Here is a 16,820-nt window from a genome sequence, read left to right on the forward strand (position 1 = left end):
TTTTGTGGTTAAAAACATTGTACCGTATCAGGCACTCATATGGCCTTTTCTTTTTACACAATTATATGGACTTTATCAAATACTCATGACACTAATTTTACTCTATAATGGACTACAAATTAGAAAAGAATTATATGAAAAGAGAGATGAGGTATTTGTTAGAATCAGAAATTATGAGAACTATTCGCCTGGATAAAGGTCTTACGCAACAAGCTCTTTGCACCGATATTTGCTCACAAAGTACGTATGCCTCTTTTGAAAAGCAAGGATATTCTATTTCATCGGATAGGTTATTCAAACTACTTAACCGTCTTAATGTACACTTAGATGAGTTTGAGATGCTCCTAAATGGTAAGGAAAATATCAAGAAAATGCTAACAAGGAATTTAGAAAAGGCAATCCAAGGAAAAGACGCAACAGCCTTACAAACATTAGCTACTGAATTTTATCAACACTACGAATTAGAAAAGGACATTTTTTATTTATGCTATTATTTAAAGTCACTGGAGTTCTTTTCAAAGTTGACTACTTATTTTGATTTTAAATGTTTTTCTTATGAACAACGGCAAGTTGTAACAACTTTAAAAGAATACTTGAAGAATGTCGAACATTGGCGCTACTTTGAGTGTGCACTGTTTTCTAATTTGATCATGTATTTAGATTCCTCTAGTATTATGAATTTTATTAAAGCGTTACCGAACAAAGTAGATTTGGAATTACCGAAAAATCAAGAATTATTTATTAAAGCTGTCGTGAACAGCTGCGCTTCTTTGATTGAAAGCGAAGAATACCCATTGTTGTTAGCGACGTTACAACTGACGGAAGAATACACTACAGATTTAGAGCGATTGCATTGGCGCATCGTTTGCCAGTTTTTCAAGGATATCTGTGAAGAGATAGTAAAGGGAAAAAGAAATAAAGGACAATATCAATATCTAAAAATCTACAGTACCACGGAACATGATGGCTATTATCAGACCCTCATGAACTTTCGGCAACGGATATTGAAGGAAAAATGTAAATAAAGGTGAAGGAAACGCCGCGGCGTTTCCTTTTTGCTATCTGGCCGTGAGATTGCGTAAAGCAAGGGAAACCGCTAGAATAAGGACGATGGAATAAGGAAAGGTGGGGGCGCTGCAATGGAAAAATATCATCGGGCTTTTGGCGTTTATGGTTTTTATCTAGAACATGATCGGCTGTTAGTCATGAAGAAAAATGGCGGGCCGTACAAGAATCGCTACGATTTACCCGGTGGTTCTTTGGAAGATGGTGAAGCTTTAGCACATTGTCTTTATCGTGAATATTTAGAAGAAACAGGACGGCGCATTCAACAGGCGCAGCAAGTGGGCACTTATAGTTTTACTTATCCGTGGAACTATCAGACGTGGCATCACAATCAACACATCTGCGTATTTTATCACGTGACGGCCTTGGTGGCTGAACAGGCGGCAGCTGTGACGGCCTTTGCCGGACAGGATTCTTTAGGGGCAGCATGGGTACCTTTAAAAGAATTAACGCCAGCCAACGCTTCACCTTTAGTGTTAAAAGCCTGTGAGTTTTATTTGGCACCGGAAAAGTTTTTAGTTCATGATGTACACTATAAAACCTGGGACGTTTTGACTCAGCCGGTGTTTGCTTAAGGAATAGATAAGGAAGAAGTGAAAGGTAATGCGTAGTACTGAAGAAATGATGAACTTAATTTTGCAAGTGGCGCAAGAGTTGCCGCAAGTACGGGCGGTGGCTTTAAATGGTTCGCGGGCCAATGCCGAAGCCCCCAAAGATAGCTTTCAAGATTTCGATATTGTTTATGTGGTGACGGAAAAGGAACACTTAATTGCCAACCAAAATTGGTTGCGGGCTTTTGGCGACGTTTTGGTGGAACAACAGCCAGAAAATTCAGTTTTGTTTCCCCACAGTTTAGGAGAACGTTATACTTTTTTGCGGCAATTCACTGATGGCAATCGGCTTGATTTAATGTTGTGTCCAGTGTCTGCTCTAGCGGAGTGGTGGCAAGATAATCCTTTAATGACCGTGCTGTGGGATCCAGAAGAACTTTTGGCGGAACGACCGTTAGTAGACAGCAGCGTCTATTGGGTGAAAAAACCTAGTGCAGCGGAATTTTTAGATAGCTGCAACGAATTTTGGTGGGTGGCTACCTATGTAGTGAAGGGCTTGTGTCGCGGTGAACTATTTTATGCCAGTGACCACTTGTATGAAAATTGTCGTGGTGAGTTGTTACGTTTGTTGTCGTGGCAAGTAGGATTTGCGACGGATTTTGAAGTGAGCGTCGGGAAAAATTATAAATATTTAGCCCGCTATTTGCCGGCAGAGACCATGGCCAAACTCTACCAATTACAAGATTTAACGAGTCTGACAAAAATTTGGGAAAGTTTAATAGCCACCGAAGAACTTTTTAGTGAAGTTTCCGAGGCGTTAGCGCAAGGGCAAGGCTGGTCCACGTTTCAGTCAGCCAAAGGTGTCCAAGACTACACCATAGAAATGAGGAAAAAATTTCCATGTTAGATATTCAAGAAGTGTTGGCGAAATTTCGCCCCAATCAAAAAATAAATTACGATAAAGTATTGCAAAAAGTGATTGCTGGTTGGCAGCAACAGGCGGAGCGACCAAAAATTTTACTCCACAGTTGTTGTGGACCTTGTAGCACTTATCCTTTGGAGTATCTCAGTCAATACGCGGACTTGACGATTTATTTTGCCAACTCCAACATTCACCCGCAAGAAGAATATTTAAGACGGGAACAAGTGCAGCGGGATTTCATCCAGGACTTTAACGCTAAAACTGGGAATCACGTGGAGTTTTTAGCAGCACCTTATGAGCCTAATGCTTTTATCGCCGTGATGACCCAAGCTCACTTGACCCAAGAGCCTGAAGGGGGCGCCCGTTGTAGTGCGTGTTTTCAAATGCGTTTGGATTTAGTGGCAGAAAAAGCTTTGGCTCTCGGCTACGATTATTTTGGTTCAGCTTTAACCTTATCACCGAAAAAAAACAGCACTTTGATTAATGAAATCGGCATCGAAGTGCAAGAAATTTATAACGTTCACTACTTGCCGTCAGATTTTAAAAAGAATAATGGCTATCCCCGTTCCATTGAATTGTGTAAAGAGTATGATGTTTACCGTCAATGTTACTGCGGTTGTGTCTTTGCCGCAAAAGCCCAAGGAGTAGACTTAAAAGAAGTGAAGCGGGCCGCCAAAACTTATTTAGCGGCAAAAGAAGCACAGTCTGCAGCGGCCGTGCAGATTAATTACACGCAGCTAAGTGCCGACGAGGAGGAAGCTAAATGAAAAAAATTGCCGTCCTGGGGAGTAGTAATTTAGATTTAGTTTTTACCACTACGCAATTACCGCAAGCAGGCGAAACGGTAACGGGACAAGATTTTGTCATGCACTTAGGCGGCAAAGGGGCTAATCAAGCCGTTGCATTACAAAAGCTAGGGGCTGACGTAACTTTTTTCACTGCCGTGGGACAAGATGCTTTTGCTACGGAAATTCTCACGGGGCTTTCCGCCACCGGCTTAAAAGTTGTTCCACACCGTAGTACGCAACCGACTGGCGTTGCGCAAATTAATTTGTATGAGGGCGATAATCGGATTTTAGTCATTCCTGGGGCGAATCACGATTGGCCGGCAAGCTATTTAAAGCGTATCGCCGAACAAATTGCTGACTTTGATTATTTTGTCTTGCAGTTGGAAATTCCATTGCCGGTGGTGACTCGTTTGTGCCAAATCATTCGCCAGTTTCCTAACAAAAAAATCATTTTAAACCCAGCACCTGCCCAAGTTTTACCGCCAGAACTTTGGCCGTTGGTGGACTACTTGACGCCTAATGAGCACGAATTGCACCTTTTAGGGCGGAGGGGCACGACGGCGGAATTATTGCAAAGCTCACCACCCCAAATCGTCGTCACCAAGGGTGCTGCCGGAGCGAGTTATTTTGACCGTCACCAACAAAAAGTAATGACAGTGCCAGCTTTAGCTAACTTAAAGGTGGTGGATACCACCGGTGCCGGGGATACCTTTAACGGCGCCTTTGTTTACCAATTGGTCCAGGGGGCTGAACTAGCAGCCGCACTAGCATTTGCCAATGCGGCAGCGGGCCTAGCCACCACTAAAGTTGGGGCGCAAGCCGGCATGCCTAGTGCGGCCGCCGTGAAAGAAGCGCAAAGCAAGCACAGTTAAAAAGTTGCGAATGAAAGCGGTTGACATTTTGCGTTTCTTTTCTTATGATAATTGTAAGATAATATTTTGAGCACGTGGATAGTGATTGGTCTGGCCAAGCTAAACCTGGTTCTTAGTTGCAGCAGACGTCTTTGGCGTAGTCTAGCTGATACTGAGACTCAGGTTTTTTATTTGCTAAAAATGGTAGCGGATACAGTATTTGACGGGAGGAAAAAGGTCGTGGAAATTAAAAAAGTGTTGAACAATAACGTCGTGATTACCGCCGACGCTAAAGGGCAGGAAATCGTCGTGATGGGTCGCGGCTTGGCCTTTAATAAACGACCAGGTGATTTTATTTCCCCAGATAAAATTGATAAAGTGTACCAGCTGAATAACAATAATTTATTTCACAAATTCCAAGAGCTCTTACTAGAAGTGCCTGCGGAATACGTGGAAATTACCGACAACATCATTCAATACGCGACGGAAAAATTAAACACCCCTTTAAATGAATCCCTCTACTTGTCATTAACCGATCACCTCTACACTAGTGTGGAACGCGCCAAAAAAGGGGTGGAAGTCAAAAATGTTTTATTGTGGGATATTAAACGTTTCTTCCCCAAAGAGTACGCCATCGGTCAAAAGACCATTGCCAAGGTGCGGGAAAATTACGGCATCCAGTTAAGTGATGATGAAGCGGGTTTTATTGCGTTACACTTGGTCAACGCGCAAGGAGAAACGAAAGACGAAGACATGACGCAGCTCACGCAAACGATGCAAGATATTTTAAACATCGCCCGGCGCCATTTTAAGATGGACTTTGACGAAGAGTCGGTTTACTTTTATCGCTTTTCAGCCCATCTGCGCTTTTTTGTCTCCCGTTTATTACAAGCGCAAACCCACGAAGATGAAAGTGCGGACGACTTATTCTTTTTAGTGCAGCGGAAGTATCCGACAGCATTTGCCGGAGTGCAAAAGATTGCTACTTACGTGGCGGAAAAATTTCAGCACCACTTGTCCAGCGATGAACAACTTTACCTGACGATTCACTTGGCGCGTTTAGCGCAAAAAGATCGCCAGTTAACTTAATTTTAAAAAAGGAGGATGGCAATTTTAGTCTCACCCCCATTGGTGAGGCGGCGATGTAGGAGCATGGCGGTGGATAGTGACATTCAGTTGGCTAAACCTTCAATGAAAAAAATTTAATTGGAGGCATTACAAATGGGAAAATATCAAGAACTGGCAGCACAGATTGTGAAAAATGTGGGGGGCAAAGAAAATATCAACAGCTTAACCCACTGTATTACCCGCTTACGTTTTAAATTAAAAGACGAAAGTCGTGCGAATGATGAAGTGTTGAAAAATATGGAGGGCGTCGTGACGGTGATGAAAAGCGGTGGCCAATATCAGGTGGTCATTGGGAATCACGTGCCTTATGTCTATGAAGAAGTCATGAGTGCGGCTGGTCTTTCGGCTGAAAATATGGGAGATAGCAATACTTCTGGTGTCTTCAATAAGTTAATCGACGTCTTAAGTGGCATCTTCCAACCTTTCCTAGGAGCTTTAGCGGCTGGCGGGATGATTAAAGGGATGTTGGCGCTCTTTGTCGCTTTTAACTGGGTAACGGATACTTCCGGGACGTACATTATCTTGAATGCCATTGGCGATGCAATTTTTTACTTTATGCCGATTGCCGTGGGGATTACGGCGGCAAAAAAATTCAACGTCAACCAGTATGTCGGTTTAGCGATTGGGGCGGCCATGGTGTATCCCACGATTCAGTTGGATGCTTTAGCCGGAGTGGGAGATCCATTACGGACGCTTTTTGCTGGCAGTCTCTTTGCTAGTCCGGTCTATATGGAATTTATCGGCCTACCGGTAATTGCTAACAACTACGTCAGCAGTGTTGTACCGGCGATTATCGTTGTCTGGTTTGCTAGTAAAATTCAAAAAGTGGCCCGTAAAGTCATTCCGGAAGTCATTCAAAATTTCTTTGTACCATTTTTTGTCTTATTGATTAGTATCCCCATCGGTTTGTTAGCCATTGGGCCAGTCATTAGCTTCTTAACCGACTTATTAGCAGCTGGCTTCAACAACTTAATGGCCTTTTCACCGTTACTTTTTGGTTTAGTTTTAGGTGGCCTTTGGCAGTTGTTGGTAATTTTTGGTCTCCATTGGAGTGTGATTCCCATTGCCATTATTCAAATTGGGACGATGGGCTACTCCACGGCTTTAGTAGGAACTTTTGGGGCGAGCTTTGCTCAAACCGCGGCAGTGGCTGCCATGTACTTCAAACTGAAAAATCCGAAAGAAAAAGCTTTGGTAATTCCTGCGGTAATTTCTGGTCTTTGTGGGGTCACGGAACCGGCGATTTACGGTTTATCTTTACCGAAGAAAAAACCATTTATTTTCTCCATGGTAGGGGGAGCGATCAGTGGTGCCTTCTTAGCGCAAATGGGCGTCATTCAATATACGATGGGAGGCCTAGGTGTTTTCATGGTGCCGTCTTTCATTAACAATACTACTGGTGAAGCAATGGGGGCTATTTATGCCATTATTGCAATTGTCATGGCGATGGTGATTGGTTTTACGTTAACCTTCTTCTTCTGGCAAGACGACACGGTAGAAATTATGGAACCGACGACCACCACTAGTAATGGTAAAAAAGAAATTGTCATGGCCCCGCTTAACGGTACAGTCTCGGCTTTAAGTACGGCTAAAGATGAAGCTTTCGCAACGGGTGCTTTAGGTAAAGGCGTCTTAATTCATCCAACAGAAGGGAAAGTTGTTGCGCCTTTTGATGGAACTGTCGTAACGGTTTTCCCAACGCAACACGCTATTGGCATCGTCTCAGAACAAGGCTTAGAAATCTTGATTCACATTGGAATTGATACGGTACAACTGGAAGGCAAACACTTTAACGCCCACGTTACTCAAGGGCAAAAGGTAAAACGTGGTGACCTTTTAGTAACCTTTGAAAAAGAAGCCATCGAAAAGGCTGGCTACAGCACGGAAACGCCAGTCATTGTCACCAACACGAAAGACTATTTAGATATTTTAGAGACGGAAAAAACGTCCTTAAGTTCGGCCAACGATGAATTGTTAACTGCTTTGACTTAAGTAGTGACTGCAAAAAATCTGACTGTGGCAAGAGACGGCTGCAGTCAGCACCATTTAAAGCCAAAGGAGTGAAAGACAGATGACCGAAAAAAAGGGTGTTAAAATTGTCACGATTGGTGGGGGATCTAGCTACACGCCAGAGTTGATGGAAGGTTTTATTAAACGCTATGACGAATTACCGGTTGCTGAAATTTGGTTAGTGGACGTGCCGGCTGGTCAAGAAAAATTAGCAATTGTCGGGGCGATGGCCCAAAGAATGTGGGATGCCAGTCCTTATGATGTGACGGTTCATTTAACTTTGGACAGGCGTGAAGCGTTAGTCAACGCTGATTTTGTGACGACGCAATTTCGCGTGGGCTTACTAGATGCCCGCGTGAAAGATGAACGGATTCCCAGTTCTTACGGCATGTTAGGCCAAGAAACCAATGGCGCCGGCGGAATTTTTAAAGCTTTGCGGACGGTGCCAGTAATTTTAGATATTGTGGAAGATATGAAAGAGCTGTGTCCTAATGCGTGGTTGATTAATTTCACCAATCCTAGTGGCATGGTGACAGAAGCCGTGGTGCGCTACGGCAAATGGGAAAAAGTCATGGGTCTGTGTAATGTGCCAGTGATGGCCATGATGGTGGAACCAGCAATTTTAGGCGTGGAACCAGATGAATTGATTTATAAATTTATAGGCTTGAATCATTTTCACTGGCATAAGGTAACGGATTTAACCGGTAAGGATCGGACGATGGAGATGATTCGCGGGTTAGAAACAGAAGAAAATGGCTTGCCGAAAAATATTTATGATTTGCCTTTTTATCACGAGCAATTGGCGCAAATGCAGCTGATTCCTTGTGGCTATCATCGTTATTACTACCGGCAAGAAGAAATGTTGGCCCATGCGTTAGAAGATTATGAAACAATTGGCACCAGAGCCCAACAAGTGAAACAAACGGAAGCAGAACTTTTTGAATTGTACAAAGATCCAGCCTTAAACTACAAGCCAGAGCAATTACAGCAACGGGGTGGGGCTTATTATTCTGATGCGGCTTGTGAAACAATTGCTTCGATTTATAGCAATAAAGATACGCAAATTGTCGTCTCCACTAAAAATAATGGGGCGTGTCCAGACTTGCCGGCTGATTGTGTAGTGGAAGTGACGGCTTATGTAGGCGCTGGTGGGGCGCGTAACGTGGCGTTTGGCAGCTTACCAACGGCTGAACGAGGCTGGCTACAAGTCATGAAAGCCATGGAGCTTTTAACAATTGAAGCGGCGGTCACTGGAAATTATGGGACTTTGTTACAAGCCTTTATCATTAACCCTTTGATTCCTTCCGGCAATACTGCTAAACAAGTGCTGGACGAATTGCTCTTAGCCCATGCGGCTTACTTGCCACAGTTTGCGGAAAAAATTACGGAATTAAAAGCACAAGGACTGACGATTAAAGATGAAATAGCGCGGGAATTAACCGCTAAAGAAAACGAGAAGGAGGCAGTCTTAGATGGGATTTCCTAAAGACTTTTTATGGGGCGGGGCTACCGCTGCCAACCAATGTGAAGGAGGGTATCGCGACGGTGGCCGCGGTTTGGCCAATGTAGATGTGGTACCAGCCGGACCGGATCGTTTTCCAGTAATTGCCGGGCAAAAGAAAATGTTTAACTTTGATGAGGATCATTTTTATCCGGCACAAGAAGCCATCGATATGTATCACCGCTACAAAGAAGACATTGCGCTTTTTGGCGAAATGGGTTTTAAAACCTATCGCTTATCCATCGCGTGGAGCCGTATTTTTCCTAAGGGGGACGAAGAAACCCCTAATGAAGAAGGCTTAAAATTTTACGAAGATGTCTTTAAGGAATGCCACAAGCACGGCATTGAGCCTTTAGTCACCATCACTCACTTCGATTGCCCCATGCATTTAATAGAAAAATATGGCGCTTGGCGGAGTCGGGAGCTGATTATTTTTTATGAAAGACTTTGTCGCACGATTTTTAGTCGCTACAAAGGTTTGGTGAAATATTGGCTGACCTTTAATGAAATCAATATGATTTTACATGCGCCCTTTATGGGGGCGGGCCTCTACTTTGAACCTGGGGAAAATCAAGAGCAAGTAAAATATCAAGCGGCCCATCACGAGTTAGTGGCTAGTGCTCTAGCTACTAAAATCGCCCATGAAATTGACCCGGAAAACAAAGTAGGTTGTATGTTAGCCGCCGGCAATTACTATCCTTACATGCCTAAACCTGCGGACGTTTGGGAAGGGATGCAACAAGATCGCGAGAATTATTTCTTTATTGATGTACAAGCGCGGGGCAAATACCCTAACTACGCCTTAAAAGAAATGGCGCGCAAAGGAATTCAGTTGGTGATGGCAAAAGGCGATGAAGAACTGTTAGCCGCCCACCCCGTAGACTTTGTTTCCTTTTCTTATTATTCTTCCCGCGTGGCCACCACAGACCCTGATGAATTAGCCAAGACGGCTGGTAATATTTTTGCTTCCGTGAAAAATCCGTATTTGGAAGCTAGCGAATGGGGCTGGCAAATTGATCCTCTTGGATTGCGCATCACCATGAACGCCTTATATGATCGCTACCAAAAGCCCCTCTTTATTGTGGAAAATGGTTTAGGCGCAGTGGATACGCCAGATGAAAAGGGGTATGTGGCCGATGATTATCGCATCGACTACTTAGCCGCCCACATTCAGGCGATGGATGATGCCATTACAGAAGATGGTGTGGAGCTTTTAGGCTACACCACTTGGGGTTGCATTGATTTAGTTTCCGCCGGCACGGGGGAAATGAAGAAACGTTATGGCTTTATTTATGTGGATCGTAATAATGATGGCCAGGGGACGCTAAAACGCAGCAAGAAAAAATCTTTCAATTGGTATCAAAAAGTCATCGCCACCAATGGCGCAGACTTAAGTAACGATTAATTCAACAAAAAGAGTGGTGGGCAGTTTCGCAAGGAGCTGTCTACCACTTTTTTTATTATGCAGAACTTTTGAAAAGCTAGCACTAAAAAATAATTATTCTGAATAGTCATTAAGTAAAGAAAATAAAGGATTTTCTCTAACAAAAATAACGATTCTTCTCTATTAGAAAATGACTTAGTTTTTTCTGAAAAGACGCTAAGTTTTTTGAAGAAACACTTTTTATAAAAATGAAAGCGCTTCTAAAAATGTTAAGATGAAATTATAAAAAGGAGGAAACGCCATGAAAAATAATACCAAGTTGATTCACGGTTACAATGCTTTTGATGAAATGACGGGTGCCTCGTCGATTCCCATCTACCAATGCTCGACCTTTAAGCAGATTTCCATTGAAGTTGGGCAACCGTACACTTACTCGCGTTTTGGTAATCCGACACGGACTGCTTTAGAAAAAGCGGTAGCCTCAATGGAAGATGCGGAGTATGGAACGGCTTTTGCTTCAGGGATGGGAGCCATCTCTGCTGTTTTGCTGAGCTTCAAGCAAGGTGATCATCTCGTGATGTGTAAAAGTATTTATGGCGGGACTTTCCAATTAGTCAATGAAGCGCTGGAACGCTTTGGTATTGAAGTGACTTTTGTGGATGAAACCAATTTAAGTGCTTGGGAAAAGGCGATTCAACCTAATACGCGCGCCTTATATTTAGAAACGCCCTCTAATCCCCTCTTGTCAGTGACGGATATTGCAGGCGTGGTGGCTATTGCTAAAGAATACAAGCTCGCCACGATTATGGACAATACATTTATGACGCCGCAATTTCAAAAACCATTGGCAATGGGGGTTGATGTGGTGATTCACAGTGCTACTAAATTTATTAACGGCCATAGCGACGTGGTGGCGGGAATTGTCGTCACTAACGATGAAGCGTGGCACAACAAAATCTTTTTACAACAAAAAGTACTAGGCGGCATTTTAGGCGTTGAGGATTGCTGGCTGACGATGCGGGGCTTAAAAACCATGGGCCTGCGCATGGAGCAAAGCGCCAAGAGTGCACAAATTATTAGTGAGATGTTGGAAAATCATCCGGTGGTGAAAAAAGTAAACTATCCTGGTTTACCGAGTCATCCGGGATATGCTGTGCAACAAAAGCAAGCAACTTCTGGCGGTGCAGTGCTGTCCTTTGAGCTGGAAAATCAAGAGGCGGTCTTTGCTTTTTCCCACGCTTTAAAAATTCCCATTGTTGCTGTGAGTTTAGGGGGCGTGGAATCCATTTTATCTTATCCCGTCACCATGAGCCACGCTTGTGTGGCCAAAGCGGAGCGGGAAAAACAAGGCGTAACGGATGGTTTACTACGTTTATCCGTGGGCATTGAAGACACGGAAGATTTATTAGCCGACTTAGAACAAGCCTTAGCTGCTGTAAAAGTCGCCGTTAAAGTGCCGGTCGAACGCTAAATAGGAAAAATGCTGATTTCAGCAGCCAAAAGATATGAATAAGTTTGTTTGTGAGAAGTGTTGACGCACTTCTCTTTTTTGTTGCGCAATTTAAGCGTTTAGGCGCGTGATTTCTCCCAATTTAGGGAAAATTTTTCCGGAAATTAGTAAAAAGCTTAAAAATTTCAATACTGACGAAAAAATATTCTATGTTTTTTCACGAATGTAAACGCTATACTAAGGACACTAAAGCGCTAACAAAAGCGCCGAAAAGGAGGAAGTAAAGATTTATGAAGAAAAGAACAGCATTTTTAACCTTGGCCTTAGCATTAGGCTTGACTGTTTCATTAGCAGCTTGCGGCTCCAGTAAAGACGGTGGCTCAAGTGATTCCGGTAGCGGAGACAAAACGACCTCTAAAGTAGCTAACAAAGATAAACCCTTAGTGTGGTTTAACCGTCAACCTTCCAACAGTTCGACAGGTGAATTAGACATGAACGCTTTAAGCTACAACGACAACACCTACTATGTGGGCTTTGACGCGAAGCAAGGGGCCGAAGTTCAAGGAACCATGATTAAAGAATACATTGAAAAAAATATTGATAAAGTGGACCGCAATGGCGATGGCGTCATTGGCTATGTATTAGCGATTGGGGATGTTGGTCACAACGACTCCATTGCGCGGACACGTGGGGTGCGGACCGCCCTCGGAACTGGCGTGGAAAAAGATGGCGCCGTTAACAGTGAACCAATCGGGACGAACGCTGATGGGAAAGCAACTATCGTCCAAGATGGGACTTTAGATGTCAATGGTAAAACTTACAAAATCAGAGAACTTGCTTCACAAGAAATGAAAAATAATTCTGGGGCAACTTGGGATGCCGCTACTGCCGGGAACGCCATCAGCACGTGGGCTTCTTCTTTGGGCGACCAAATCGATGTCATCGCTTCTAACAACGATGGGATGGGGATGTCCATGTTTAACTCTTGGTCAAAAGAAAACAAAGTGCCAACATTTGGTTATGATGCCAACAGTGATGCTGTTGCCGCTATTGCTGAAGGGTACGGCGGGACCATTAGCCAACACGCTGACGTCCAAGCTTACTTGACTTTACGCGTTTTACGGAACGCTTTAGATGGCGTAGATGTTGATACAGGGATTGGGACTGCTGATGAAGCTGGGAATGTTTTAAGCGAAGATGTTTACACGTATAAAGAAGATGAACGTTCTTACTATGCCTTAAACGTTGCGGTTACTGCTGATAACTACAAAGACTTTACTGATTCAACAAAAGTTTACGAACCTGTTTCTAAACAATTAGATAAAACAAAATCACCTGAAAAGAAAGTTTGGTTAGATATTTACAACTCTTCTGATAACTTCTTAGGTTCTACTTACCAACCACTTTTAGAAGCCTACGATGATTTAATGAACTTAGATGTTGAATATATCGCTGGTGATGGTCAAACAGAATCCAACATTACCAACCGTTTAGGAAATCCTGGTGAATACGATGCCTTTGCCATTAACATGGTGAAAACTGATAATGGTGCATCTTATACCGCTATCTTGAATCAATAAGCTTAAAGGGAACTGGGACTGTGACAGGAGCTTGTTGCAGTCCCCTTTTCAAATAAAACTGGTTCATTTTTTAGTGAAGCAAGAGAAATAGCACAAAAAGCAAGATGTTCTTTTTTCGCTATTTCTCTGATTTCACGGTGGACCAAGCAACAAAAACTGGAAGCAGAAAATATCAAAAGAAGTTTACAGGGGTAAAAATAATGACAGCAGAGAAAGACGATATCGTTTTATCCATCAGAGGTATGAGCAAGTCTTTTGGCCGCAACCGCGTGCTGGATCACATTGACTTAGATGTGAAACGCGGCACCGTGATGGGGCTGATGGGGGAAAACGGCGCTGGTAAATCTACCATGATGAAGTGCCTGTTTGGGACCTATCAAAAAGACGAAGGCAGCATCTTCTTGGAAAATAAAGAAGTGAGCTTCACTGGACCTAAAGATGCCCTTGAAAACGGCATTGCTATGGTGCACCAAGAATTAAACCAATGTTTAGAAAGAAATGTGGTGGACAATTTATTTTTAGGTCGCTATCCCGTTAATTCCATGGGGATGGTGGACGAACGCCGTATGAAAAAAGAAGCCGCCGAACTGTTTAGAAAGCTGGGCATCACGGTGAACTTGAGTCAGCCGATGCGCACCATGTCCGTGTCGCAACGACAAATGTGTGAAATTGCCAAAGCGATTTCTTATAACTCCAAAGTGATTGTATTGGATGAACCAACGTCTTCTTTAACCGTGCAAGAAGTGGCTAAACTTTTTGAAATGATGAAGATGTTGCGGGAGCAAGGCATTTCTTTAATTTATATTTCCCACAAGATGGACGAAATTTTTGAAATTTGTGATGAAGTTTCTGTTTTACGAGATGGGAAGTTAGTTGCTACCAAGAGTACGAAAGATACCAACATGAATGAATTGATTGCCGCCATGGTGGGCCGCTCCTTGGAAAATCGTTTTCCACCAGTGGACAACACGCCAGGTGAGGCCATTTTATCCATTCGTCATTTATCCACCAAGTTTGAGCCGCAATTGCAAGATGTGTCTTTTGATGTGGGTAAAGGAGAAATTTTTGGTTTATACGGCTTAGTAGGTGCTGGCCGGACGGAATTGTTGGAAACAATTTTCGGGATTCGGACGCGGGCTGCGGGTCGCGTGTATTTCAACAATAAGTTGATGAACTTTAACAGCGCCAAAGAAGCGATGGATCACGGTTTTGCTTTGATTACTGAAGAGCGGAAAGCCAACGGGATTTTTGCCAAAGGGAATTTAATTTTTAATACCACTATCACCAACTTACCCCGTTATAAAAATGGGGTGGCTTTGTCCAATGCCAAGATGGAAAAGGCGACGGTGAAACAAATTAAAACCATGCGGACAAAAGCCATGGGACCTAATGATTCTATTTCCAGCTTATCTGGGGGGAATCAACAAAAGGTCATCTTTGGGAAATGGTTAGAACGCGATCCACAAGTCTTCATGATGGACGAACCAACCCGGGGGATTGACGTCGGGGCCAAATATGAAATTTACGAATTGATTATTAAAATGGCGAAACAAGGGAAGTCAGTGATTGTGGTTTCTTCGGAAATGCCAGAAATTCTAGGGATCACCAACCGCATCGGCGTCATGTCTAACGGCCGTTTATCCGGCATCGTCAACACCAAAGAAACCGACCAAGAAGAACTCTTAAGACTCAGTGCAAAATACCTATAACAAAGGAGACAAAAGTAGTATGGCAACTGGAAAAATTCTTAGTGCCGCGGATGAATTACAACTGCGTCAGCCCATTGACGAGTATGTAGGCGGTATTCAAAAACAAATTAACGATCTCCGGCAAGACGGGACCGACAAAGTGATTACCACTTTAAGTGCCATTGAAAGTGCTAAACGGGATCGCAGCTTATCTAAAGATGAAAAAGCCGCTAAAATCACCAACTTAAAAACACAATTGGAACAAGCGAAAAAAGTCGAAGAAAAAAATAAAGGAGCCATCGCCCAACTTATTGGCCAAGCTGAGACTTACATTAAAGCGCACTTTGACAAGGAATACTACCAACCGGTTGTCGCTAGTTGTGCCGCTGAAAAAGTCGCCGCTAAAGAAAAATATCAAGCTAAAGTGGCGCAATTGAAAAAAGAGCAACAACAAGCGATTGCCAAACTTTCTGACCATCAAGAAATCAAAGAAGAAAAATACGTCCACAAAAATAAATTATTTGATGCCAAGATGGACTTACAAAGCGAGCTGCGGGAAATTAAAGATCGCAAACACTTAGCCTTTACCCATAAGTATCATTTGCTGGACTTGTTGCGCTTATCGAAATTCTCCTTCAAAGAAACTTTTGATCAACGACGGGAAAATTACGTGTACTCCTTTAATCGTCGGGATTTCCTCTTACGCAATGGTTTGTATTTTGCTATTTTAATTATTTTCATCATCTTAGCAATTGTGACGCCAATTATTAAAGGTTCGCCACTGTTGACTTACAACAACGTCTTGAATATCTTGCAACAAGCTTCGCCACAAATGTTCTTGGCTTTAGGGGTAGCTGGGTTGATTCTCTTAACCGGGACGGACCTTTCCATCGGCCGGATGGTGGGGATGGGGATGACGGCTGCGACCATCATCATGCACCAAGGCATCAATACTGGTGGTGTGATGGGACACATCTTCGACTTCTCCCATATGTCTTTAGGAGGCCGAGTTGTGTTAGCTTTAGTGGTCTGTGTGGTGTTATGTACCATCTTTACGACGATTGCCGGACTCTTTACAGCAAAATTCTTAATGCATCCCTTTATTTCTACGATGGCTAACATGTTAATCATCTTCGGGTTAGTCACTTATGCCACTAAAGGGGTTTCCTTCGGGGCGATTGATCCAGCGATTCCCAACATGATTATTCCGAAATTAAATAGTTTTCCAACCATTATCTTCTGGGCTTTAGCGGCGATTGTAGTGGTTTGGTTCATTTGGAACAAGACGCGTTTTGGGAAAAACTTGTACGCTGTGGGTGGTAATCCTGAAGCCGCTGCTGTTTCTGGGATTTCTGTTTTTGCCGTAACAGTAGGCGCCTTTATCTTAGCTGGGATTTTATACGGCTTTGGTTCTTGGTTAGAATGTGCCCGCATGGTAGGTTCAGGTTCAGCCGCTTATGGTCAAGGTTGGGAAATGAACGCCATCGCCGCCTGTGTGGTAGGGGGTATCTCCTTCACTGGTGGGATTGGTAAAATCTCTGGGGTTGTTGTGGGGGTAATTATCTTCACCGCCTTAACTTACGCCTTGACGATTTTAGGGATTGATACTAACTTGCAGTTCGTCTTCTCTGGTTTAATCATCTTAGTAGCCGTAACCTTAGACTGCTTGAAATACGTACAAAAGAAATAAATTTTTAAACAGCAAACAACAGGATAATAAGAGAAGTATCCGAAAATAGGACGACTGTTTTTGTGATATTTCTCTTATTTTGCTATTTTCTCACGCCGTTTTTAAGTCATTTAATAATAAGGAGAGAATCTGAATTGTAGATAAATACTGGGATTGACTCGTTAATACATGATAGATTATAAATAATGTTGTTATCTAGCTAGGAATTTAAA

At 43.0% G+C, this 16,820-nt stretch carries 13 protein-coding genes; all 13 read left to right on the forward strand.

Annotated elements, in window-relative coordinates; all coding sequences use genetic code 11:
- Positions 1–155: 155 nt before the first annotated feature.
- The 13 genes from FFM57_RS05325 (at position 156) to FFM57_RS05385 (ending at position 16,608) form a co-directional block, all read left to right on the forward strand.
- Positions 156–1,025, forward strand: a complete 870-nt coding sequence (locus FFM57_RS05325; RefSeq protein WP_170999902.1) for an Rgg/GadR/MutR family transcriptional regulator — start codon at positions 156–158, stop codon at positions 1,023–1,025.
- A 114-nt stretch (positions 1,026–1,139) separates the two neighbouring features.
- Positions 1,140–1,640: an NUDIX hydrolase gene (locus FFM57_RS05330; protein ID WP_137599493.1), complete on the forward strand. Its 501-nt coding sequence runs from the start codon at positions 1,140–1,142 to the stop codon at positions 1,638–1,640.
- Positions 1,641–1,668: 28 nt separating this feature from the next.
- Complete coding sequence (locus FFM57_RS05335) at positions 1,669–2,523, forward strand: aminoglycoside 6-adenylyltransferase (protein ID WP_137599494.1); 855 nt, start codon at positions 1,669–1,671, stop codon at positions 2,521–2,523.
- Positions 2,517–3,305, forward strand: coding sequence for an epoxyqueuosine reductase QueH (locus FFM57_RS05340; protein ID WP_137599495.1), 789 nt, complete (start codon positions 2,517–2,519; stop codon positions 3,303–3,305). Before FFM57_RS05335 ends, FFM57_RS05340 begins: the two co-directional genes overlap by 7 nt.
- Complete coding sequence (locus tag FFM57_RS05345; protein ID WP_137599496.1) at positions 3,302–4,198, forward strand: ribokinase; 897 nt, start codon at positions 3,302–3,304, stop codon at positions 4,196–4,198. Before FFM57_RS05340 ends, FFM57_RS05345 begins: the two co-directional genes overlap by 4 nt.
- A 219-nt stretch (positions 4,199–4,417) precedes the next feature.
- Entirely contained in the window at positions 4,418–5,266 is an 849-nt protein-coding gene (licT, locus tag FFM57_RS05350) for a BglG family transcription antiterminator LicT (protein ID WP_137599497.1), read from the forward strand.
- A 132-nt stretch (positions 5,267–5,398) separates the two neighbouring features.
- Entirely contained in the window at positions 5,399–7,297 is a 1,899-nt protein-coding gene (locus FFM57_RS05355) for a beta-glucoside-specific PTS transporter subunit IIABC (protein ID WP_137599498.1), read from the forward strand.
- 79 nt (positions 7,298–7,376) lie between these two features.
- Positions 7,377–8,801 (forward strand): 6-phospho-beta-glucosidase, encoded by a 1,425-nt coding sequence (locus FFM57_RS05360; protein WP_137599499.1) that lies wholly within the window; start codon positions 7,377–7,379, stop codon positions 8,799–8,801.
- On the forward strand, positions 8,788–10,221 hold the full coding sequence (locus FFM57_RS05365; protein WP_137599500.1) for a 6-phospho-beta-glucosidase: 1,434 nt from the start codon (positions 8,788–8,790) through the stop codon (positions 10,219–10,221). The genes FFM57_RS05360 and FFM57_RS05365 overlap by 14 nt, the downstream gene beginning before the upstream one ends.
- 280 nt (positions 10,222–10,501) lie before the next feature.
- Entirely contained in the window at positions 10,502–11,671 is a 1,170-nt protein-coding gene (locus tag FFM57_RS05370) for a trans-sulfuration enzyme family protein (protein ID WP_137599501.1), read from the forward strand.
- Positions 11,672–11,940: 269 nt separating this feature from the next.
- Positions 11,941–13,230 (forward strand): substrate-binding domain-containing protein, encoded by a 1,290-nt coding sequence (locus tag FFM57_RS05375; RefSeq protein WP_137599502.1) that lies wholly within the window; start codon positions 11,941–11,943, stop codon positions 13,228–13,230.
- Positions 13,231–13,430: 200 nt separating this feature from the next.
- Positions 13,431–14,939: a sugar ABC transporter ATP-binding protein gene (locus tag FFM57_RS05380; RefSeq protein ID WP_137599503.1), complete on the forward strand. Its 1,509-nt coding sequence runs from the start codon at positions 13,431–13,433 to the stop codon at positions 14,937–14,939.
- Between the two features lie 19 nt (positions 14,940–14,958).
- A complete protein-coding gene (locus tag FFM57_RS05385) occupies positions 14,959–16,608 on the forward strand; it encodes a galactose/methyl galactoside ABC transporter permease MglC (RefSeq protein WP_137599504.1) in 1,650 nt (549 codons plus the stop codon).
- Positions 16,609–16,820 lie beyond the last annotated feature (212 nt).

Source organism: Enterococcus nangangensis (genome assembly GCF_005405245.1).
In the GTDB taxonomy this organism is placed as follows: Bacteria; Bacillota; Bacilli; order Lactobacillales; family Enterococcaceae; genus Enterococcus_J; species Enterococcus_J nangangensis.